Consider the following 21134-nt stretch of genomic DNA (forward strand, 5'->3'; position numbering starts at 1 on the left):
CACAAAATGCAAATCTTTCGCATTATGTCGCAGTTTTGCGCGTCCCCCCGCGTGACCCACTCTCAACCGAAGCAGGATGTTCGCCATGATTCGTATGCCCCTGGCCACCGCCAGCCTTCTCGCCATTGCCATTTCTCTTGCCGGTTGCGGTGAAGGCAAAGACAAGGCCGCCGCACCTCAAGCCCCGGCCGCCGCCAGCACTCCAGCCCCTGCGGCTGCTCCGGCAGGCCAGGTCGACGAGGCCGCTGCCAAGGCCGTGGTCGCGCATTACGCTGACATGGTCTTCGCCGTCTACAGCGATGCCGAGTCCACCGCGAAAACCCTGCAAACCGCGATCGACACCTTCCTCGCCAACCCGAACGACGACACCCTGAAAGCGGCCCGTACCGCCTGGATCGCCGCGCGCGTGCCGTACCTGCAGAGTGAAGTGTTCCGCTTCGGCAACACCATCATTGACGACTGGGAAGGCCAAGTGAACGCCTGGCCCCTGGACGAAGGCCTGATCGACTACGTCGACAAAACCTACGAACACGCCCTGGGCAACCCTGGCGCGACCGCCAACATCATCGCCAACAACGAAATCCAGGTCGGCGAAGACAAGGTCGATGTGAAAGACATCACCCCGGAAAAACTCGCCAGCCTGAACGAGCTGGGCGGTTCCGAGGCCAACGTGGCCACCGGTTACCACGCGATTGAGTTCCTGCTCTGGGGCCAGGACCTGAACGGCACCGGCCCGGGCGCCGGCAATCGTCCAGCGTCGGACTACATGACCGGTGATGGCGCTACTGGCGGCCACAACGAACGCCGCCGCACCTACCTGCGCGCCGTGACTCAACTGTTGGTCAGCGACCTGGAAGAAATGGTCGGCAACTGGAAACCCAACGTCGAAGACAACTACCGCGCCACCCTGGAAGCCGAAGCGCCGACCGATGGCCTGCGCAAAATGCTGTTCGGCATGGGTAGCCTGTCCCTGGGCGAACTGGCCGGTGAGCGCATGAAGGTTTCCCTGGAAGCCAACTCGCCGGAAGACGAACAGGATTGCTTCAGCGACAACACCCACAACTCGCACTTCTATGACGCCAAGGGTATTCGTAACGTTTACCTCGGTGAGTACACCCGCACCGACGGTACCAAAATGACCGGCCCAAGCCTGTCGTCCCTGGTGGCCAAGGCTGACCCAACCGCCGATGCAACGCTGAAGGCTGACCTGGCGTCGACCGAAGCGAAGATCCAGGTGATGGTGGATCACGCCAACAACGGTGAGCATTACGACCAGTTGATCGCGGCAGGTAACGATAAAGGCAACCAGATCGTGCGTGATGCCATCGCTGCGCTGGTCAAGCAGACCGGTTCGATCGAACAGGCCGCTGGCAAGCTGGGCATCAGTGACTTGAACCCGGATAACGCTGATCACGAATTCTGATCCGTGCCGCGTTGAATGAGGCGACCTTCGGGTCGCCTTTTTTGTGCCTGCCCTTCAAGGTCCATTAACCACCGCAACCCCCTGTGGGAGCGGGCTTGCTCGCGAAAGCGGTGGGTCAGCCAGTGCATCCGTTGACTGGCACACCGCTTTCGCGAGCAAGCCCGCTCCCACATTTGCCTGGCGTCGCCTTCCAGCCCCCGGTTTACTTGCCCTGCACCGCAGGTAGAATGGCGCCTTTCCTGTCACACCGAGCGGACCTCATGGCGTTGCCGACCTTACGGATAATCGGTTTCATTATCGGCATCTTCCTGATCACCCTGGCGATCGCCATGGTCATCCCCATGGCGACCCTGGTGTTCTTCGAACGCACCAGCGACCTGCCATCGTTCCTCTGGGCCAGCCTGATCACCTTCATCGCCGGCCTGGCGCTGGTGATCCCCGGCCGCCCGGAACACGTGCACCTGCGCCCCCGGGACATGTACCTGCTGACCGTCTCCAGCTGGCTGGTGGTGTGCATCTTCGCCGCACTGCCGTTCCTGCTGACCCAGCACATCAGTTACACCGACTCGTTCTTCGAAAGCATGTCCGGCATCACCGCCACCGGTTCCACGGTGCTCAGCGGCCTGGACACCATGTCCCCGGGCATCCTCATCTGGCGCTCGCTGCTGCACTGGCTCGGCGGCATCGGCTTTATCGGCATGGCGGTGGCGATCCTGCCGCTGCTGCGCATCGGTGGCATGCGCCTGTTCCAGACCGAGTCCTCCGACCGCTCGGAAAAGGTCATGCCCCGCTCGCACATGGTGGCGCGCCTGATCGTGGCGGCGTACGTGGGCATCACCATCCTCGGCAGCCTGGCGTTCTGGTGGGCAGGCATGGGCCTGTTTGACGCAATCAACCATGCGATGTCGGCGATTTCCACCGGCGGGTTCTCCACCTCCGATGAATCCCTGGCCCACTGGAAACAGCCGGCCGTGCACTGGGTGGCGGTGGTGGTGATGATTCTCGGCAGCCTGCCGTTCACCCTGTATGTGGCCACGATGCGCGGCAACCGCCGGGCGCTGATCAAGGACCAGCAGGTGCAGGGCATGCTCGGTTTGCTGGTGGTGACCTGGCTGGTGCTCGGCACCTGGTATTGGTGGACCACCAATCTGCATTGGCTGGAGGCGCTGCGCCACGTGGCGGTAAACGTCACTTCGGTAGTGACTACCACAGGTTTTGCGCTGGGGGACTACAGCATCTGGGGCAATTTCTCGCTGATGCTGTTCTTTTACCTGGGCTTTGTGGGCGGTTGCTCCGGTTCCACCGCTGGCGGGATCAAGATTTTCCGTTTCCAGGTCGCCTACATCCTGCTCAAGGCCAACTTGAACCAGCTGATTCACCCTCGGGCGGTGATCAAGCAGAAGTACAACGGTCATCGCCTCGATGAAGAAATCGTGCGTTCGATCCTGACCTTTTCGTTTTTCTTCGCCATCACCATCTGCGCCATCGCCCTGGCCCTGTCACTGCTGGGCCTGGACTGGATGACCGCGCTGACCGGCGCCGCCAGCACCGTGTCCGGTGTAGGCCCGGGCCTGGGGGAAACCATCGGCCCGGCCGGCAACTTCTCCACCCTGCCGGACGCCGCCAAGTGGATCCTGTCCCTCGGCATGCTGCTGGGCCGGCTGGAGATCATTACGGTGTTTGTGCTGTGCATTCCGGCGTTTTGGCGTCACTGACCGGAGCTTCCTGCAACCGCGCCCGGTACTCGCCGGGCGTGGCATCGAACCAGCGGCGGAACGCGCGAAAGAAGTTGCTCGGGTCGGCAAACCCCAACAGGTAGGCAATTTCCAGCAGGGTCATGCTCGGCTGTGCCAGGTATTGCTCGGCCAGTTCGCGGCGGGTGTCGTCGAGCAAGGTCTGGAAACTGGTGCCCTCCTCCTGCAAGCGCCGCTGCAAGGTGCGCTGGGACAGGTGCAAGGTCTGCGCAACCACCTCGCGCTTGGGCTCGCCTTGCGGCAGCAATCGGCACAATACCTGCCGCGCCTTGTGGGTCACCCGGCTCTCGGAAAACCGCGCCAGATACTCCCCGGCAAAACGATCATGCAACAACGCCATCGCCTCGTTCGCCGTGGGCAACGGCGCCTCCATATCCGCCCGCTCGAAGATCAGCGCGTCATAGGGCGCGTTGAACACCAGCGGTGCATGGAACGCTTGTTTGTAGGGTGCCAGGTCCGCTGGTTGATCGCCCTGCACCAGCACTTTGCGCGGTTGCAGAGTGCGCCCGGTCAGCCAGCCGCATAACGCCAGGGCACTGGCCAGAGACGCTTCGGCGCTTTGCCGGGTGGGCGGCAGGTGGTCGCCGTGCACGGTAAGAATCAGCGCATAGCCTTCGGGTAACAGTCGGAAACTCAGGTCGGCACTTTCAGCGATGATTCGCTGATAACGCACCAGCCGCATAAAGCCTTCGGCCAGGGTATTACTGGACATCAAGGCGTAGCCGGCCACATGAAACGACGCCGGGCGCACCACCTTGCCCATGTTCAAGCCGATCGCCGGGTTGCCCGACAGCTCGACCGCGCGCTGCCAGAGGCGCGTCATGGAATCCTGGGGGAAGCGTGCATCCGGGTCATTCAGCGCGGCGTAATCCAGGCCAAGCTGCTTGAACAAGGCGCGGCAATCCAGGCCGTCCATCTCCAGCGCCTTGACTATCCCCATCGCCCAGCTTGCAGAAGTCGTTCGTTCGCTCATGGCGTTTTCTTAACAAGGAAGGCTGAAACGACAGCCAGGAATCCGAAGGATACTAAAGTGGCATCTATTGTCACTGGCTGTTACCACTGATGACTCTAGACTCAAATAAGCTCCCCGCCGAACACCTGTCGGGCAGAACAATAACCAGAGGGCTGGATACTGTGGAAAATGTCAGACAATTCAACAGCTTCGCTGATTTCTACCCGTACTACCTGAGGGAACACGGCAACAGCACCTGCCGTCGCCTGCATTTTATCGGCACCAGCCTCGTGATCTTCTTTCTTGCGTTCGCGATCGGCAAAGGCGCCTGGTGGCTGCTGCTGGCGGTGCCGGTGGCGGGCTACAGCTTTGCCTGGGTCGGCCACTTCTTCTTTGAAAAGAACCGTCCTGCCACCTTCCAGCATCCGCTTTACAGCCTGTTGGGGGATTTTGTGATGTACCGCGACATGATTCTGGGCAAAGTGCCGTTCTAGCCCTGCCCTTCAAAAACAATAAGAGCGCCCTTGATGAACCAGCAGGCCCGCTTTACCCATATGCAGGACGGCACCCAGGAAGACTGGGCGATCATCGCCAAGGATTTCAGCGCCTATGCCCGGCAACTGCCGACCCGGATCGTGGCGCACCTGCGACTGCTGGAGGGCGACTTCGGCGGCTTCCCTGTGGACCGCCTGACCCACTCGCTGCAAACCGCCAGCCGCGCCTGGCACGACGGGCGCGATGAAGAGTACGTGGTGTGCGCCCTGCTCCACGACATCGGTGACACCCTGGGTTCCTACAACCACCCGGACATCGCCGCCGCGATCCTCAAGCCATTTGTGAGCCCCGAAAATCTGTGGATGGTGGAGAAGCACGGGATTTTCCAGGGCTACTACTTCTTCCATCACCTGGGGATGGACCGCCACCTGCGCGAGCAATTTGGCGACCACCCGCAGTACCGGCAAACCATCGAGTTCTGCGCCCAATACGACGCGGCGGCGTTCGATCCGGCCTACGACACCCTGCCGTTGAGCTTCTTCGAACCGATGCTGGCGCGGGTGTTTGCCCAGCCGAAGCACTCGCTCTACAAGGCGGCGATGGAGCGCCAGGATTAAACCGGCAACAACCTGCCGCCGTGCCCCGTCTGGACGGTCGGCTCCGGGCCTTTAACAATCTCCCGGGCCACAGTCAGGATGATGATGGCCGCGATGATGTCGAAAATCGCCAGCACCACAAACAGCGGGCTGTAGCCGACCTTGGTCACCAACACGCCGAACACGGCGGTAAATGCCGCTGCCCCGATAAACCCGCACATCTGCCCGCCACCGGTGGCGGTGGCCACGTCGTTCTTGCCGAATGAGTCCGAGGCAATGGAAAACAGCGCGCCGGACAAGGTCTGGTGCGCGAAACCACCGACACACAGCAGGGCAATCGCGGTGTAGGCGCTGTCCACCAGGCCGATGCACGCCGGGCCGATCATGCACAGGCAACCGAACAGCATCACCAGCTTGCGCGAGGTGAACAGCGAGACCTTGAAGTAGCGATGGAACAGCGGGCTCAGGTAGCCACCCAGCACGCAGCCGATGTCGGCGGCCAGGAATGGCAGCCAGGCGAACAGCGCCATTTCCTTGATGTTCATGTGCCGCTCGGTCATCAGGTACAGCGGAATCCAGGCGTTGAAGGTCTGCCAGGCCGGTTCCGAGAGCATCCGCGCCGAGGCGATGGCGAAAAAGTTGCGGCTCTTGAGGATGCGCTTCCAGCTGGCTTTCTTCTGCACGCCTTCCTTGAGGTGGGTTTCCTGGCCAGCTTCGATGTACTCACGCTCGGCTTGAGCCAGCAGGCGCTGGTCACGCGGGTGCTTGTACAGCAGCAGCCACAGCCCGCTCCATACCAGGCCGATACCGCCGACGATCAGGAACGCCAACTGCCAGCCACTGTGCAGAATCGCCCAGACCACCAGCGGCGGCGCCAGCAGCGCACCAAACGACGAACCAAAGTTGAACCAGCCGATGGCGACGGAGCGCTCCTTGGCCGGGAACCACTCGGTAATCGCCTTGACGCCGCCGGGGAAGCCCGCTGATTCCGTCAGCCCCAGGGCGCCACGGGCCACGGCCAGGCTCTGCCAGCCCGTGGCGAACGCCGCCAGCGCGCACACTACGGACCAGGAAATGGCGAAGATCGCAAAGCCCATCTTGGTGCCAATCGCATCGATCACATAACCGGCGATCGGCTGCATCAATGCGTAGCACACCTGCCAGGCAACAACGATATGGGAGTACTGCTCAGTGGAGATGCTCAGGTCGGTCATCAGCGTGGGGGCTGCGACGGACAGCGTATTGCGGGCCAGGTAGTTAATAATCAGGCCGACCGTCATCAGCCCGACCATCCACCAACGGATGCCTTTGATTTTCATCGCTTCACCTTAATTATTTTTAGATTTGAGGCTTACGTTCTGCGACCGAGCGCGCCCGTATTACGGGCGCTATAAAACTGTAACGTCATATGTCGTCATACAACTGTTAGCGTTATATTCAGTCCGTAACACGATGTCAATCCGTTAAGGGTGATGTTGTACGATGACAATCGATCCGCCTGTGGCGCCACGTCACTTGCGCGGCGGGATGAAGAGGTGTTCATTTTTCGAGATAAAATCTTTCTGTCATTTATAGTGCTGTATCCTGCCCAAGCTTTTTGAAAGCGCGGAATCACCTGCGATTGATAAAACAGATCTTGCGAGGAGCGACGACGATGCACGAAATCCCTAATCTCCCCTTCCCAAGCCTGCGCGAAACTGAGCAGCCAACCCCGCAACAGGCCGGTGCCAGCAAGCCCGAGCCAAAAGAGGCAAAACCGGTCGACCGCAAGCGCGAAGACTGAGAGCCGTACCCAGACCGTGTGGAAAGCGTGACATTGCGCGCTTTCCACACCGCCTGAACACCGTGAGCCCCGCCATGACCGACACCACCCCCGATACCGCCCTGCTCGACACTGCCCTGCAGATGGTCGATGTATGGAACCGCCTCACCCCGGAAAAACAGGCCCTCCTGCTCAAGCGCTTCGGCACCCAGGAAAACGCCCTCGCCGCCTTGGTAACCACGCAACTGCTCAACCCCGCCGATCGCTAAAAATTTGGTTTGCTGCCCCCGCACGCGCCCAGCATCGGTATCATAAGCAGCCTATCTTTTCCTGCTGCGACAGTGGACCTCTCCCCATGCCAGATACCCAGCGCCCCATGGCGGTCACGCTGCAAGTCGTTTCCATCGTTCTGTTCACCTTCATCGGCTACCTGAATATCGGCATTCCCCTGGCCGTGTTGCCCGGCTATGTGCACAGCGAGCTGGGCTTTGGCGCCGTGATCGCCGGCCTCGTAATCAGCGTGCAATACCTGGCCACCCTGCTGAGCCGGCCCTATGCCGGGCGCATCATCGATAATCGCGGCAGCAAGCGCGCCGTCATGTACGGCCTGGCGGGTTGCGGGTTGAGCGGCGTGTTCATGTTGCTCTCGGCGTGGCTGTCACACCTGCCGGCGTTGAGCCTCACCAGCCTGCTGATCGGCCGCCTGGTGCTGGGCAGCGCTGAAAGCCTGGTGGGCTCGGGCTCCATTGGCTGGGGCATCGGCCGAGTGGGCGCGGCGAATACCGCCAAGGTCATCTCCTGGAACGGCATCGCCAGCTACGGCGCCCTGGCCATCGGCGCGCCGCTGGGGGTGCTGCTGGTCAGTCATTTCGGGCTGTGGAGCATGGGCGTCAGCATCATCCTGCTGGCGGTGCTGGGCGTGCTGCTGGCCTGGCCGAAAGTCGCGGCGCCAATCGTGGTGGGCGAGCGTCTGCCGTTCATGCACGTGCTCGGGCGCGTACTGCCCCACGGCTGCGGCCTGGCGCTGGGCTCCATCGGGTTTGGCACCATCGCGACCTTCATCACCTTGTATTACGCGACCCAGCACTGGGATAACGCGGTGCTGTGCCTGAGCCTGTTCGGTGCCAGCTTTATCGGGGCGCGGTTGTTGTTCGGGAATTTGATCAACCGCATAGGTGGGTTTCGCGTGGCGATTGCCTGCCTGTCGGTGGAGACCCTGGGCCTGCTGCTGTTGTGGCTGGCGCCGGATCCTCATTTGGCATTGGCGGGCGCGGCGTTGAGCGGGTTTGGGTTTTCCCTGGTGTTTCCGGCGTTGGGTGTGGAGGCGGTCAACCTGGTGCCCGCCTCGAGCCGGGGCGCGGCGGTGGGGGCGTATTCGCTGTTTATCGATTTGTCGCTGGGGATCACCGGGCCGTTGGCCGGGGCGATTGCGGCGGGGTTCGGGTTTGCCTCGATCTTCCTGTTTGCGGCGATCGCGGCGTTTGGCGGGTTGCTGTTGAGCCTGTATTTGTATCGGCAGGCGCCTAAGTACCGCGAGGAGCGGGACGCGGCTTAGAAATCGACCTTGCCGCGGCCGGCCTTGATGCTGCCGCGTTTGGTCTTGGATTCGAGGCGGCGCTTTTTTGAGCCCAGGGTGGGCTTGGTGGGGCGGCGTTTCTTTTCGACCTTGGTGGCGCTGAGGATCAGCTCGACCAGGCGCTCGAGGGCGTCGGCGCGGTTTTGTTCCTGGGTGCGGTATTGCTGGGCCTTGAGGATCAGCACGCCATCGCTGGTGATGCGGGTGTCGCGCAGGGCCAGCAGGCGTTCCTTGTAGAAGTCGGGCAAGGACGAGGCAGGGATGTCGAAACGCAGGTGCACGGCACTGGAGACTTTGTTGACGTTTTGACCGCCGGCGCCTTGGGCGCGGATGGCTGTCAGCTCGATCTCGGCGTCGGGGAGGTGCACGTTGTTGGAAATCACCAGCATTTTTTGATCGGGCCTTGGGGTGGAGGGGTAAGGATACGCCAATGTGGTGGGCTGCTGGGGGCTGGGGGTATATCCGTTATTTGGGTAACGGCCGCCTAGGGTTCCGCTCTTACAGCGGCTCACTTTTGAAAAGCGCAAAAGTAAGCAAAACGCTCTTGCCCCACCACTCGGCTCCTCGCCTAGGCTCGGAGTGCCCTCACTCCGGCTTTGGACCGTGGGCCGCCGTCATGGGCCATCCCTGGCCCAGGACGGCTAACCTGGCGTCCTGCCAGGTTACCCACGCTCCAAAGCCTGCGTTCGGCCAGCGTGGTTTAACGGGGCGCCTAAGATCAAAATCAAAAGCAGATCAAGAGCACAGCGGCCTACCGGCCGGCTTGAGTGTTGAAGAGCACAAGCCAAATCAAAATCTAAAGCGGGCACGGTCAAAAATGTGGGAGCGGGCTTGCTCGCGAAGGTCGTTAACGATGACGTGGGCATCCTGAATGAACGCGGCGCTCTCAGGTTTTTCGCGAGCAAGCCCGCTCCCACAGAAAAGCAGATTTGTTTTCGCTCTGGTTTTTGCTTTTGCTGTTAACACTCAAGCCGGCCGGGAGGCCGCTGTGCTTTTGCTTTTGATTTTGATCTGCGGGCCCCGTCAACCACGATGGCCGCAAGTAGGCACGGTGGAGCGGGTAAATCGGCAGGGATGCCGATTTAGCCGCGCCGGGCCATGGATGGCCCGTCGCGGCGGCCCGCGGAACCGGGCCGGAGTGCGGGCATGCCGAGCCTAGGCGAGGCACCGAGTGGTGGGGCAAAGACCTTTTGGTTACTTTTGGGGCGTTTGCCAAAAGTGACCCGCTGTAAGAGCGGAACCATAAGTCGCCGTTACCGAAGAAACGGATATGTACACCATCAACTCAACACCACCCCCTCCCGAGCCTTACGCCTGTTCTTGATCCCATAGCAAACCCACATAAACACCACCCAAACCGGAATCGCATACACCGACACCTGAATCCCCGGAATCAGCAGCATCACCCCAAGAATAAACACCACAAACGCCAGGCAAACATAATTCCCATACGGATACCAAAGCGCCTTGAACAACGGCACCTGCCCCGTCCGATCCATATGCTGGCGAAACTTGAAATGCGAAAAGCTGATCATCGCCCAGTTAATCACCAGGGTCGCCACCACCAGCGACATCAGCAACTCCAGCGCATGCTGCGGAATCAGATAATTCATCAACACCGCCACCAGCGTAATCGCCGCCGACGCCAGGATCGACCGCACCGGCACCCCACGCTTGTCGATCTTCGCCAATGCGCGAGGCGCGTCACCCTGCTCGGCCATCCCCAACAACATCCGGCTATTGCAGTAAGTGCCGCTGTTGTAGACCGACAACGCCGCCGTCAACACCACAAAGTTGAGAATGTGCGCCGCCGTATTACTGCCCAACATCGAAAACACCTGCACAAACGGACTGCCGCTATAAGCATCACCCGAAGCGTTCAGCGTCTCCAGCAAACTGTCCCAAGGCGTCAACGACAACAGCACCACCAACGCGCCGATGTAGAAAATCAGAATCCGGTAGATCACCTGATTGATCGCCTTCGGAATCACCGTACGCGGCTGGTCCGCCTCGGCTGCGGTAAACCCGAGCATCTCCAGACCACCAAACGAAAACATGATGATCGCCATGGCCATCACCAAACCACCTACACCATGGGGAAAGAACCCACCGTGCTCCCACAGGTTGGTCACCGAAGCCTGCGGCCCGCCGGTGCCGCTCACCAGCAGATAACTGCCCAGGGCGATCATGCCGACAATGGCAACCACCTTGATGATCGCAAACCAGAACTCGGCCTCGCCGAAGACTTTGACGTTGGACAGGTTGATCACATTGATCAGCACAAAAAACGCCGCCGCCGACACCCAGGTCGGGATCTCGGGCCACCAGTAGTGCACGTACTTGCCAACGGCCGTCAGCTCCGACATGCCCACCAGGATATACAGGATCCAGCAGTTCCAGCCCGACAGGAAGCCGGCGAAACCGCCCCAGTACTTGTGGGCAAAGTGGCTGAAGGAACCGGCTACCGGCTCTTCGACGATCATCTCGCCCAGCTGGCGCATGATCATGAAGGCGATAAAGCCGCAGATGGCATAACCGAGGATCATCGATGGCCCGGCGGATTTCAGCACGCCAGCCGACCCCAGGAACAACCCGGTGCCAATCGCGCCACCGAGGGCGATCAGTTGAATATGGCGATTTTTCAGGCCGCGCTTCAGCTCGCCTGAATGCGAGTTGGCTTCACTCATGGAAAGGGTCTCACGCAAGGTTTGATGGTGCTCATGGAGGGGTGCTGCTTTGGTAACGGGCTACAGCAGCGCCGATCAAACCCCGGTCCAGCGTTTTTTCTTACGGTCATACGTCACCTGTTGTTTTTATCTGTGACGAAATCGAACCCGACGGGCTTGTGGCCAGGCGGAATGAACAAGGCGGATAGCCCTGAAATAGTGGGATCACAGTAAAACGCGGCGCATTGTACACCGCCAAACCTGTCTGGGCCGACAGGATGCGATGCGGCGGAGAGCAGGGACACTGGGAAAATTCTTTCAGATATCGAGAAATTGACGCAGAGACGTTTCCCACAGAAACACGCAACCAACTGACTGTTTCGTCGACATAAACCAAATCGCCATCAAAACAGAATAAAAAATCCAAATGAAACCGTGTCAATAAAAATTTTGCATTCCCCAACACTCTCTTCTAGGTTCAACCACTTGCCCAGCGCAGCCCGCTGGCAAATTCGTCTCAAACACCGTCATCTAGGAGATTCACCATGCAAGCACTGGAAAATGACCTGGAAACCGAACTGCAACTCGACGATTGGTTTGAAGCGCCGACCCACGAGGCCGCCGTTGAAATGATGCAAGCCGATGCCGTTGTGCCGTTCGGCACCGCGATGTGGCCTTTCTAATCTGATCAGGCACCCCGGCAGGTGCGGGACGCCGCACCTGCCACTGCTTCTACCGAAGGCTTTGAAGGAAGGACGTCATGGACAAGGCCCGCGCCGTCGAACATTTTCTCTATTACCTCGCCCATCACCCGGCCCTCACCGGCCTGCACCGCCCCACCATTCTGCTCGGCCATACCGAACGCTACGACGCCATCGCTCACTCGATCACCCAAGGCAGCGCCGCCCGTTTCGACTTCCAGGTACAACGCCTGGACCAAGCCCCCAGCGAAGCGCTGGCCAAGGCCATCGAAGCCTGCGACCTGTACATGTTTCTCTACGATTCCTCGACCTTGCCCAACCCACGTGCCGAGGGCCCGGACTTTATCCGTGCGCTGCAAGGCGTGATGGCCGAGCACTGGAAAAAATCCCTGCTGCTCAAGGACTACGGCGACTATTTCTACGACACCTTCAGCGTCGCCCCACAGCGGATTGCCGACCTCAACGCCACGTTGATCCGGCGCATGTCCCAGGCCAGCGTGCTGAGTTTCACCGACCAGCATGGCTCACGCCTTGAAGCGCCCATGAGCAGCATCAAGAAGTGGACCAATATCAACGGCGTCGGCAACCACGACCTGGCGCCCGGCGAGATCGCGACCCACAGCGAAGCCATCAATGGCCAGGTGCGGTTTGTGGGCACCTTCCTCAGCACCATTCCCTTTGCGCGCAAATACGGCGTGCTGCAATCACCGCTGGAACTGTGGATCGAGAACTCGACCATCTGCACCGTGGCCAGTGAAGTGCCGGGGCTGGCGGATGACTTCAACAAATACCTGAATGCCAACCCGTCCAACCGCCGGGTGGAGGAACTGGGCATTGGCACCAATGAAGGCGTGAAGGATTTGTATGCGCGCAATGCCGGCTTTGAAGAGCGCCATTGCGGGCTGCACCTGGGCTTGGGTGGCGGGCAGAAAGGCAGCCATCACCTGGACCTGATCTTCGCCAGTGGCGTGCTGGCTCTCGACGATAAACCCGTGTTCGATGGGGCTTTCATGTTCTGACACGCCCACCAAAACAATGGAGATCAACTGTGGGAGCGGGCTTGCTCGCGAATGCGGTGGGTCAGTCACCGGATGTATCAACTGATACACCGCATTCGCGAGCAAGCCCGCTCCCACAATGGACCTGCTTTGCTCATAGAGCAGGTTCCGAATCCAGGCCAAAAAAAACGCCAACCCGAGGGTTGGCGTTTTTTATGCAGTGCTTAACGAATCACTGCGGCTTCTTGCGACCAAAACCTGGACGCTGGCCGGAACCGGCCGGTGCACCACGACGCTTGCCCGATGGCGCGTCATCGACCAGTTTCAAGCCCGGGCGCTTTTTCGGCGATGGCTTGGCTGGGCGTTTGGTGCTGGCGCTGTCGTCGGGACGGCCCGCAGCCGGAGCACCACGGCCAGACTCGCCACGGTTACCGCGACCGCCCGTTGGGGCATCACCACCACGACCCGCTGGACGCGGTGCGCGCGGCGCACGTTCGCCATCCTGACGAGCCGGTGCCGAAGGACGACGTTCGCCTTCGATGTGCGGCTCGCGGGAGATACGACCGCCAGTGGCCGGTGCATCCAGCGCAGGGCGCAGGGTGCGGGCAACACGGTCGGTACGTGCCACGGGACGCGACGATTTACGCTGCATACGCTCAAGTTTGTCTTTGCTCTTGGCGTTCATCTGCGGCATGGCCACCGGCGTCAGGCCGACTTCAGCACTCAGGATGTCGACTTCGTACTGGCTCATTTCGCGCCAGCGGCCCATCGGCAGGTCGGAGTTGAGGAACACCGGGCCGAAACGCACGCGCTTCAGGCGGCTGACCACCAGGCCCTGGGATTCCCACAGGCGGCGTACTTCACGGTTACGGCCTTCCATCACCACGCAGTGGTACCAATGGTTGAAGCCTTCGCCGCCTGGAGCCTGCTTGATGTCGGTGAACTTGGCCGGGCCGTCTTCCAGCACGACGCCGGCTTTCAGACGCTCGATCATTTCGTCATCGACTTCGCCACGTACACGCACCGCGTATTCACGGTCCATCTCGTAGGAAGGGTGCATCAGGCGGTTGGCCAGTTCACCGTCGGTGGTGAACATCAGCAAGCCGGTGGTGTTGATGTCGAGACGGCCGATGTTGATCCAGCGGCCTTCTTTAGGGCGCGGCATCTTGTCGAATACGGTTGGACGGCCTTCCGGGTCGTCACGGGTGCAGATTTCGCCATCGGGCTTGTTGTACATGATGACGCGGCGCACCGATTCGGCGGCCTCTTCACGCTTGATGACCTTGCCATCAATGGTGATGGCATCGTGCAGGTCGACGCGCTGGCCAAGGGTGGCTTCAACGCCGTTGACCTTGATGCGCTTCTGGGTGATCCAGGCTTCTACGTCACGACGCGAGCCTACGCCGATACGGGCGAGGACTTTCTGCAGTTTTTCACCTGCGGGGCCGATTTCCTGGCTGTCTTTCTGGTCTTGGTCACTCATCTTAAGCACCTCCCGGTGTGTCGATTCAGGCTTGGCCTGAAGATAGTAAAAGCTGGGCTTTTGGCGAACGCATCGCCAAAGGGTCGCGAATCATACGCGTAAGCCGCGCGTTGCGCATCAGAGACTAGTCGATAAGTGGTGGCTCATTTGCCTTTCCGCCGACCGGTGGCACCCAGCGCCAGCAGGCGCAGCTCGGCTTCGGCGAGTACCGTGCGCTTGTCGACTTTGTCGAGTTTCTTCCAGGTACGAATCTCGCGCTTGCTGCGGCCACAGCCCACGCAGATGTCGTCGGTGAACTTGCAGATGCTGATGCAGGGGTCTTTGGTGGAGCTCATTTGAGTTCTCCTTGCTGGCGACAATCCAAATGTGGGAGCGGGCTTGCTCGCGAAGGCGGTGTGTCATTCGCCGGATGCTTGGCTGACCCACCGCCTTCGCGAGCAAGCCCGCTCCCACATTGTGTTCTGCGTCAGTCTTCGAATTGGCGGCGTTCGTTTTCGATGGCTTCGGCCAGTGCCTGGGCTTCGGCCTCTTCGTCACTGAGCGGCGGTTGTTCGAGCGCAGCTACGGCGGCCAGGAGTTTGGCACGGGCTTCGGCGACGCCGAGGATGTCTTCTTCCGGCTCGGGTTCCGGCTCAGGTTCAACTTCGACTGGCAGCTCAACCTCAACGTTCAGTTGCGGTGCTGGCTCTTGCTCGGGCTCACCCTCACCGACCGCGCCATCACGCAGCAAGTCGTCGAAGTCGGTCTTGATGCCCTGCTCCATGTCATCCAGTTCCAGCAACAGCGTATGGAAACTGGTTTCGTCCTTCGGCTCTTCCGGCTCCGCGCTGGCGTCGGCCAGTTCCTGCAAACTGGCCGGCACCGGGGCGTCGTCGAAGTCCAGGACCGGGTCCGGCTCCATCTCCCGCAGTTCGGCCAACGGCGGCAAGTCGTCGAGGTTTTTCAGGTTGAAGTGGTCAAGGAACACCTTGGTAGTAGCAAACATCGCGGGCTTGCCGGGCACGTCGCGGTAACCAACGATCCTGATCCACTCCCGCTCCAGTAGCGTCTTGACGATATGGCTGTTGACCGCCACGCCCCGCACGTCTTCGATCTCGCCCCGGGTGATCGGCTGGCGATAGGCGATCAGCGCCATGGTTTCCAGCATCGCCCGGGAATAACGTTGCGGGCGCTCTTCCCAGAGGCGGCCCACCCACGGCGAAAACTTCTCGCGGATCTGCAGGCGATACCCGGAAGCCACTTCCCGCAGCTCAAAGGCACGGCCGTCGCAGGACTTGCGCAGAATCTCCAACGCCTTCTTGAACACCGGCGGCTCAGGGCGCTCGGCTTCTTCAAACAGTTCGAACAGGCGTTCCAGGGATTGCGGCTTGCCCGAGGCCAGGAGAAAGGCCTCCAGCAGCGGGGCCAGTTCGCGGGGTTCAGTCAGATTCATCGATTCAGCTCTTTATTCGGCTCGCGCCCGCACGTGGATAGCCGCAAAAGGCTCATTCTGGACCAGCTCGACCAAGGATTCCTTGACCAGTTCGAGGATCGCCATAAAGGTCACCACCACCCCCAGGCGCCCTTCTTCCTTGGTAAACAGCTCGACAAACGGCACAAACCCGCCGCCCTTGAGACGGTCCAGCACATCACTCATGCGCTCGCGGGTGGACAGCGCCTCGCGGCTGACCTGGTGGCTTTCAAACATATCGCCACGGCGCAGTACTTCGGCCATGGACATCAGCAATTCTTCCAGGCTTACGTCCGGCAGCAGTTTGCGCGCCCGGGCTTCCGGGGCGTCAAGCTTGGGCACCACCACATCGCGACCGACCCGGCTCAGGCCGTCGATGCCTTCGGCAGCAGCCTTGAAGCGTTCGTATTCCTGCAGGCGGCGGATCAGTTCGGCCCGCGGGTCATCCTCTTCCGCCTCGATACTTTCCGAGCGCGGCAGCAGCATCCGCGACTTGATCTCCGCGAGCATCGCGGCCATCACCAGGTACTCGGCGGCCAGTTCCAGGCGCACGGTCTGCATCAACTCGACATAGCCCATGTATTGGCGGGTGATTTCCGCCACCGGGATGTCGAGGATGTTGATGTTCTGTTTGCGGATCAGGTACAGCAGCAAGTCCAGCGGGCCTTCGAAGGCTTCGAGGAAGACCTCCAGGGCGTCCGGCGGGATGTACAGGTCCAGCGGCATTTCCATGACGGCCTGGCCGTAGACCATGGCAAATGGCAGTTCCTGCTGGGCGCCTGCCTGGCTGTCGACGGATTCCACGGCCGACATTCAGGCCTCGACCATGAACGGTGCCGGGTCGCCACAACCCACGCGCACCACTTCCGGCTCGCCGTCGGCCAGGTTGATCACGGTGGAGGCCTTGTTACCGCCGTAACCGCCGTCGATGATCAGGTCGACGTGTTTTTCCAGCAACCGGCGCATTTCATAAGGGTCGTACAACGGCTCTTCTTCACCCGGCAGGATCAGCGACACGCTCATCAGCGGCTCACCGAGTTCGGCCAGCAGCGCCAGGGCAATCGGGTGTTCCGGCACCCGCAGGCCGATGGTGCGCTTCTTCGGGTGCAGCAGCAGGCGCGGCACTTCGCGGGTGGCGTTGAGGATGAAGGTGTAAGGCCCCGGCGTGTGGGCCTTGAGCAGGCGGAAGGTGCCGGTGTCGACCTTGGCGAACAGCCCCAGCTGGGACAGGTCGCTGCAAATCAGTGCGAAGTTGTGGTTCTTGTCCAGGTCACGCAGGCGTCTTACGCGCTCGACCGCATTCTTGTCGCCGATCTGGCAACCGATAGCGTAGGAGGAGTCCGTGGGGTAGATCACCACGCCGCCGGCACGGATGATCTCCACGGCCTGTTTGATCAGGCGCGCCTGGGGGTTTTCCGGATGAATCTGGAAGAATTGACTCACGTGTTCTACCTGTTCAGACGGTGGCAATAATGGGGTCATGTTTGAAGCGACACCAAAGGGGCGGCAAATCTTCCGGGACGGCGCGGTACTCGCCAATCTCGGACCAGCCGCCAGGGCCATGAAAATCACTGCCGGCGCTGACCAGCAGACCAAATTCGCGGGCAAGAATCGCCAAACTACCCACCTGTTCGGCAGGTTGATGCCCGTTGACCACTTCAATTGCGTGGCCGCCCGCTCCAATATAGTCGCCAATCAGCTTGCGGCGCTTGCTGCGAGTGAAATCGTAATGCCACGGGTGCGCCAGGCTGACCCAGGCACCTGCTGCCCGCAATGTGCCGACGGTGTCTTCCAGAGTGGGCCAGTGTTGCTTGACGTCCCCCAGCTTGCCGGCACCCAGCCATTTGCGGAACGCTTCGGCGCGATCCTTTACAAAACCTTCACGCACCATCCAGTCGGCAAAGTGCGGACGGGCCGGGGCGTTGCCGCTGTCGCCCAGTTCCTGCTGGATGGCGCGGGCGCCTTCCAGGCCGTTGGGCATGCCCTTGAGGGCCAGCTTGCGGCTTATTTCTTCGGACCGCAGCCAGCGGCCATCGTGCAATTTGGCGATGGCCTCCACCAGCGGCGGCGCGTTGACGTCGAAACCGTAGCCCAATACGTGGATGGTTGCGCCGCCCCAGGTGCAGGACAATTCAACTCCGTTGACCAGTTGCATGCCCAACGCATTCGCCGCTTCGCGGGCCTCTGCCAGGCCTTCGAGGGTGTCGTGGTCGGTCAACGACAGGACTCGCACGCCTTTTTCAAACGCACGCGCAACCAGGACCGCGGGCGCCAGGGCGCCGTCGGAGGCTGTGCTATGGCAGTGCAAATCAACATTCACGGGAGTGTGTAACCTCAAGTCAGCTGGCGCTTTCGCTACCAAGGATGTTTGTTATTATGCCGCCACATCCAGCTTCTGGCTCTTACTGTGAAACAATTCATCGACTTCATCCCGCTGTTGCTGTTTTTCATCGTTTACAAAATCGACCCTCGCGTTATCGATATTGCCGGCCACGAGCTGACAGTCGGTGGCATCTACAGTGCCACGGCGGTACTGATCATCAGCTCCGTGGTGGTCTACGGCGCTCTCTTCATCTCCCAGCGCAAGCTGGAAAAAGCCAATGGCTGACCCTGATCGCCTGCCTCGTCTTCGGCAGCCTGACCCTGGCCTTCCACAGCGAAACCTTCCTTAAATGGAAAGCCCCGGTGGTCAACTGGCTGTTTGCCCTGGCCTTTATCGGCAGCCACTTCATCGGTGACCGCCTGCTGATCAAGCGGATCATGGGCCACGCGCTGAGCTTGCCGGACCCGATCTGGGTGCGCCTGAACATCGCCTGGATCGTGTTTTTCCTGTTCTGCGGCGCCGCCAACCTGTTCGTCGCCTTCACCTTCCAGAGCTACTGGGTGGACTTCAAGGTGTTCGGCAGCCTGGGCATGACCGTGCTGTTCCTGGTCGGCCAGGGTATCTACCTGTCGCGCCACCTGCATGACACCGACCCTACCACGCCGAAAACCGAGGACTGACATGCTCTACGCCATCATTGCCACCGACGTTGCCGACTCGCTGGAAAAACGCCTGGGCGTGCGCCCGGCCCACGTCGAGCGCCTGAAACAGCTGCAAGCCGAAGGCCGCATCGTGCTCGCCGGCCCGCACCCGGCAGTCGACAGCAATGACCCGGGAGACGCCGGCTTCACCGGTAGCCTGATCGTCGCCGAGTTCGCCTCCCTGGCGGCGGCGCAGGCCTGGGCCGACGCTGATCCGTATGTCGCGGCCGGCGTATATGCGCATGTGCTGGTCAAGCCGTTCAAGCAAGTCCTGCCTTGATTCGTTGCGCGCTGAACCAAATGGCTTCAGCGCACTCCTAAACGCTCATTATTCCCGGTAACCTGCCGACAACGTTCTGAATATTCGTGTGGAATCAGGAGTTCCGATGCGCTTACGTCAGTTGTGTCTGTTGGCAGTGTTAATGATCGGGGCTACGGCCCACGCTGAAGAAACCTCGAACACCGGCAGTTCCACGCCCCTGTCCTTGAGTGCCGGCAGCCAGATCACCGATTTGCAGCAACGTTTGAAAGAAAGCGAACGGCAGCGGGATGAACTGAGCAAGCAATTGCAAAGTGCTGACGCCACCCGGGAAAGTACCCAACTGAGTAAACTGCGCCAGGAGAACCAACGCCTGGTCCAGCAACTCAAAGAAGCACAGGGCAGTGCCTTGCCACGCTGGCTTACCGAACAACAGCAATGGTTCGTGACCGGTGGAGCAGTCGCGCTGATCGCCCTGCTGTGCGGGATCTTCGCCAGTGGCGGGCACCGGCGCCGTCGACAATGGCTAAATTGAGTGAGTCATGAGCGAGCTGTTACTGATAGATGATGACCAGGAGCTCTGTGAGCTGCTGACCAGTTGGTTGAGCCAGGAAGGTTTCCAGGTGCGCGCCTGCCATGACGGCTTGAGCGCCCGCAAGGCATTGGCCGAAGCCGCCCCGGCGGCCGTGGTGCTCGACGTGATGCTGCCCGACGGCAGCGGCCTGGAGCTGCTCAAGCAATTGCGCAGCGACCACCCGGAGCTGCCGGTGCTGATGCTCTCGGCTCGCGGCGAACCGCTGGACCGGATCCTCGGCCTGGAACTGGGCGCCGACGACTACCTGGCCAAACCCTGCGATCCTCGTGAACTGACCGCCCGCCTGCGCGCCGTGCTGCGCCGCAGTCACCCGGCTGCCGTGTCCACCCAGCTGGAGCTGGGTGACCTGTGCTTCAGCCCGGTGCGTGGCGTGGTCACTATCGATGAACAGGAATTTGCCCTGACCGTTTCCGAAAGCCGTCTGCTGGAAGCCTTGTTGCGCCAGCCGGGCGAGCCGCTGGACAAGCAGGAACTGGCGCAAATCGCCCTGGGCCGCAAGCTGACCCTGTATGACCGCAGCCTGGACATGCACGTCAGCAACCTGCGCAAGAAGATCGGCCCGCACCCGGATGGCCGGCCACGGATCGTGGCGCTGCGTAGCCGCGGCTACTACTACAGCCTCTAAGCACAACACCTGTCCCCTGTGGGAGCTGTCGAGTCTTGGCGAGGCTGCGATGGCATCACCCCGGTGCAACGGATAGACCGCGGTGCCTGCATCGCAGCCTCGCCAAGGCTCGACAGCTCCCACACATGATCTCCCCTTCCGGGATAGTTTTGTCAGCCCCGCCCAAATTCCTCTTTACCCAAGCTTTACCGTCCCCTGACTGCCGCTGACCTTGTTCTCCGTAATCTACTCACATCCGGACTCACCGGAATAGAGACAGGAGAATCACCATGCGCAAGACCCTTATCGCTCTGATGTTCGCCGCTGCCCTGCCCACCGTTGCCATGGCGGCCATGCCAGAAGGCCCGGGCCCGATGGGCGGCCCTGAAGGCCACATGATGGGTGGCCCAGGCCACGGCGGTGAACACGGCATGCGCGGCAAAGGTGGGCCTTTCGGCCAGTTGGACCTGAGCCCTGAACAGCGCCAGCAGATCGGCAAATTGATGGGCGAGCAGTGGCACGCTCGCAAAGAGCTGGTCAAAAAGTACCTGGATAAACTCCCGGCCGCTGACCAGAAAGCCATGCAAGACGAAATGGCTGCCGGCAAACAGAAAACCCAGGCCGACATCCGTGCCGTACTGAAACCCGATCAACAGAAGAAATTCGACGAGATCGTGAAGAAACAAGCCGAGCGCCGCGCCGAGTGGAAGGAATTCCAGGCCTGGAAAGCCCAACAGCCGCAAAAAGCGCAATAATGATCTAGCTTCACTCCCAGCCCAGTGGCCACCGCCGCTGG

Annotated in this window: 23 protein-coding genes and 1 pseudogene; 14 read left to right on the forward strand and 10 right to left on the reverse strand. The window is 60.9% G+C overall.

Going from position 1 to position 21134, the window contains the following annotated elements; all coding sequences use genetic code 11:
• Positions 1 to 85 precede the first annotated feature (85 nt).
• Positions 86 to 1423 (forward strand): imelysin family protein, encoded by a 1338-nt coding sequence (locus tag NVB75_RS12610; protein WP_063027687.1) that lies wholly within the window; start codon positions 86 to 88, stop codon positions 1421 to 1423.
• Positions 1424 to 1683: 260 nt separating this feature from the next.
• Positions 1684 to 3138 (forward strand): TrkH family potassium uptake protein, encoded by a 1455-nt coding sequence (locus tag NVB75_RS12615; protein ID WP_258347358.1) that lies wholly within the window; start codon positions 1684 to 1686, stop codon positions 3136 to 3138.
• On the opposite strand, the gene NVB75_RS12620 is transcribed toward NVB75_RS12615, so the two are convergent.
• Complete coding sequence (locus tag NVB75_RS12620) at positions 3095 to 4150, reverse strand: AraC family transcriptional regulator (protein WP_010169878.1); 1056 nt, start codon at positions 4148 to 4150, stop codon at positions 3095 to 3097. The two genes, NVB75_RS12615 and NVB75_RS12620, sit on opposite strands and share 44 nt — an antisense overlap.
• Before the next feature lie 161 nt (positions 4151 to 4311).
• On the opposite strand from NVB75_RS12620, the gene NVB75_RS12625 reads away from it, so the two are divergent.
• Positions 4312 to 4623, forward strand: a complete 312-nt coding sequence (locus NVB75_RS12625) for a DUF962 domain-containing protein (protein WP_258347359.1) — start codon at positions 4312 to 4314, stop codon at positions 4621 to 4623.
• A 33-nt stretch (positions 4624 to 4656) separates the two neighbouring features.
• Positions 4657 to 5241, forward strand: a complete 585-nt coding sequence (locus tag NVB75_RS12630; protein ID WP_258347360.1) for an HD domain-containing protein — start codon at positions 4657 to 4659, stop codon at positions 5239 to 5241.
• Here NVB75_RS12630 and NVB75_RS12635 read toward each other — a convergent pair.
• Entirely contained in the window at positions 5238 to 6512 is a 1275-nt protein-coding gene (locus NVB75_RS12635) for an MFS transporter (RefSeq protein ID WP_063033910.1), read from the reverse strand. The two genes, NVB75_RS12630 and NVB75_RS12635, sit on opposite strands and share 4 nt — an antisense overlap.
• 362 nt (positions 6513 to 6874) lie before the next feature.
• Here NVB75_RS12635 and NVB75_RS12640 point away from each other — a divergent pair, with 362 nt between their 5' ends.
• The 3 genes from NVB75_RS12640 (at position 6875) to NVB75_RS12650 (ending at position 8537) form a co-directional block, all read left to right on the forward strand.
• Positions 6875 to 7003: a hypothetical protein gene (locus tag NVB75_RS12640; RefSeq protein WP_256579784.1), complete on the forward strand. Its 129-nt coding sequence runs from the start codon at positions 6875 to 6877 to the stop codon at positions 7001 to 7003.
• A 74-nt stretch (positions 7004 to 7077) separates the two neighbouring features.
• Positions 7078 to 7251, forward strand: a complete 174-nt coding sequence (locus tag NVB75_RS12645) for a hypothetical protein (protein WP_010169883.1) — start codon at positions 7078 to 7080, stop codon at positions 7249 to 7251.
• Positions 7252 to 7337: 86 nt separating this feature from the next.
• Complete coding sequence (locus NVB75_RS12650) at positions 7338 to 8537, forward strand: MFS transporter (protein WP_258347361.1); 1200 nt, start codon at positions 7338 to 7340, stop codon at positions 8535 to 8537.
• On the opposite strand, the gene arfB is transcribed toward NVB75_RS12650, so the two are convergent.
• Positions 8534 to 8947, reverse strand: coding sequence for an alternative ribosome rescue aminoacyl-tRNA hydrolase ArfB (gene arfB, locus NVB75_RS12655; protein ID WP_093206840.1), 414 nt, complete (start codon positions 8945 to 8947; stop codon positions 8534 to 8536). The two genes, NVB75_RS12650 and arfB, sit on opposite strands and share 4 nt — an antisense overlap.
• Before the next feature lie 891 nt (positions 8948 to 9838).
• On the reverse strand, positions 9839 to 11245 hold the full coding sequence (locus tag NVB75_RS12660; protein ID WP_093206834.1) for an amino acid permease: 1407 nt from the start codon (positions 11243 to 11245) through the stop codon (positions 9839 to 9841).
• 524 nt (positions 11246 to 11769) lie between these two features.
• On the opposite strand from NVB75_RS12660, the gene NVB75_RS12665 reads away from it, so the two are divergent.
• Positions 11770 to 11907: a hypothetical protein gene (locus NVB75_RS12665; RefSeq protein WP_003175756.1), complete on the forward strand. Its 138-nt coding sequence runs from the start codon at positions 11770 to 11772 to the stop codon at positions 11905 to 11907.
• Positions 11908 to 11984: 77 nt separating this feature from the next.
• Positions 11985 to 12944, forward strand: coding sequence for a hypothetical protein (locus tag NVB75_RS12670; RefSeq protein ID WP_017475719.1), 960 nt, complete (start codon positions 11985 to 11987; stop codon positions 12942 to 12944).
• Positions 12945 to 13155: 211 nt separating this feature from the next.
• Here the strand turns inward: NVB75_RS12670 and rluB are convergent, their stop codons facing one another.
• From rluB to NVB75_RS12700, 6 genes are all read right to left on the reverse strand, one after another.
• A complete protein-coding gene (gene rluB, locus NVB75_RS12675) occupies positions 13156 to 14406 on the reverse strand; it encodes a 23S rRNA pseudouridine(2605) synthase RluB (RefSeq protein ID WP_017475718.1) in 1251 nt (416 codons plus the stop codon).
• Positions 14407 to 14549: 143 nt separating this feature from the next.
• Positions 14550 to 14741, reverse strand: coding sequence for a DUF1289 domain-containing protein (locus NVB75_RS12680; RefSeq protein ID WP_258347362.1), 192 nt, complete (start codon positions 14739 to 14741; stop codon positions 14550 to 14552).
• 131 nt (positions 14742 to 14872) lie between these two features.
• Positions 14873 to 15838, reverse strand: coding sequence for an SMC-Scp complex subunit ScpB (gene scpB, locus NVB75_RS12685; RefSeq protein WP_258347363.1), 966 nt, complete (start codon positions 15836 to 15838; stop codon positions 14873 to 14875).
• Positions 15839 to 15850: 12 nt separating this feature from the next.
• The gene (locus tag NVB75_RS12690; protein ID WP_172834604.1) at positions 15851 to 16549 is read right to left on the reverse strand and encodes a ScpA family protein; all 699 of its coding nucleotides are present in this window, start codon (positions 16547 to 16549) and stop codon (positions 15851 to 15853) included.
• 120 nt (positions 16550 to 16669) lie between these two features.
• Positions 16670 to 17299, reverse strand: coding sequence for an L-threonylcarbamoyladenylate synthase (locus NVB75_RS12695; protein ID WP_003220075.1), 630 nt, complete (start codon positions 17297 to 17299; stop codon positions 16670 to 16672).
• 13 nt (positions 17300 to 17312) lie between these two features.
• Positions 17313 to 18176 (reverse strand): PHP domain-containing protein, encoded by an 864-nt coding sequence (locus NVB75_RS12700; RefSeq protein WP_134327226.1) that lies wholly within the window; start codon positions 18174 to 18176, stop codon positions 17313 to 17315.
• 87 nt (positions 18177 to 18263) lie between these two features.
• Here NVB75_RS12700 and NVB75_RS12705 point away from each other — a divergent pair.
• The 5 genes and pseudogenes from NVB75_RS12705 to NVB75_RS12725 all read left to right on the forward strand — a co-directional run bounded on the left by NVB75_RS12705 (position 18264) and on the right by NVB75_RS12725 (position 21093).
• A pseudogene (locus NVB75_RS12705) lies at positions 18264 to 18859 on the forward strand (septation protein A).
• Between the two features lies 1 nt (position 18860).
• Entirely contained in the window at positions 18861 to 19160 is a 300-nt protein-coding gene (locus tag NVB75_RS12710) for a YciI family protein (RefSeq protein ID WP_063027669.1), read from the forward strand.
• Between the two features lie 106 nt (positions 19161 to 19266).
• Positions 19267 to 19674: a hypothetical protein gene (locus tag NVB75_RS12715; RefSeq protein ID WP_003220067.1), complete on the forward strand. Its 408-nt coding sequence runs from the start codon at positions 19267 to 19269 to the stop codon at positions 19672 to 19674.
• Positions 19675 to 19681: 7 nt separating this feature from the next.
• On the forward strand, positions 19682 to 20359 hold the full coding sequence (locus tag NVB75_RS12720; protein WP_003220065.1) for a response regulator transcription factor: 678 nt from the start codon (positions 19682 to 19684) through the stop codon (positions 20357 to 20359).
• A gap of 269 nt (positions 20360 to 20628) precedes the next feature.
• Complete coding sequence (locus tag NVB75_RS12725; protein WP_017475709.1) at positions 20629 to 21093, forward strand: LTXXQ domain-containing protein; 465 nt, start codon at positions 20629 to 20631, stop codon at positions 21091 to 21093.
• The last annotated feature ends 41 nt before the right edge of the window (positions 21094 to 21134 follow it).

This window comes from Pseudomonas sp. CBS (assembly GCF_024734645.1).
Lineage (GTDB): Bacteria > Pseudomonadota > Gammaproteobacteria > Pseudomonadales > Pseudomonadaceae > Aquipseudomonas.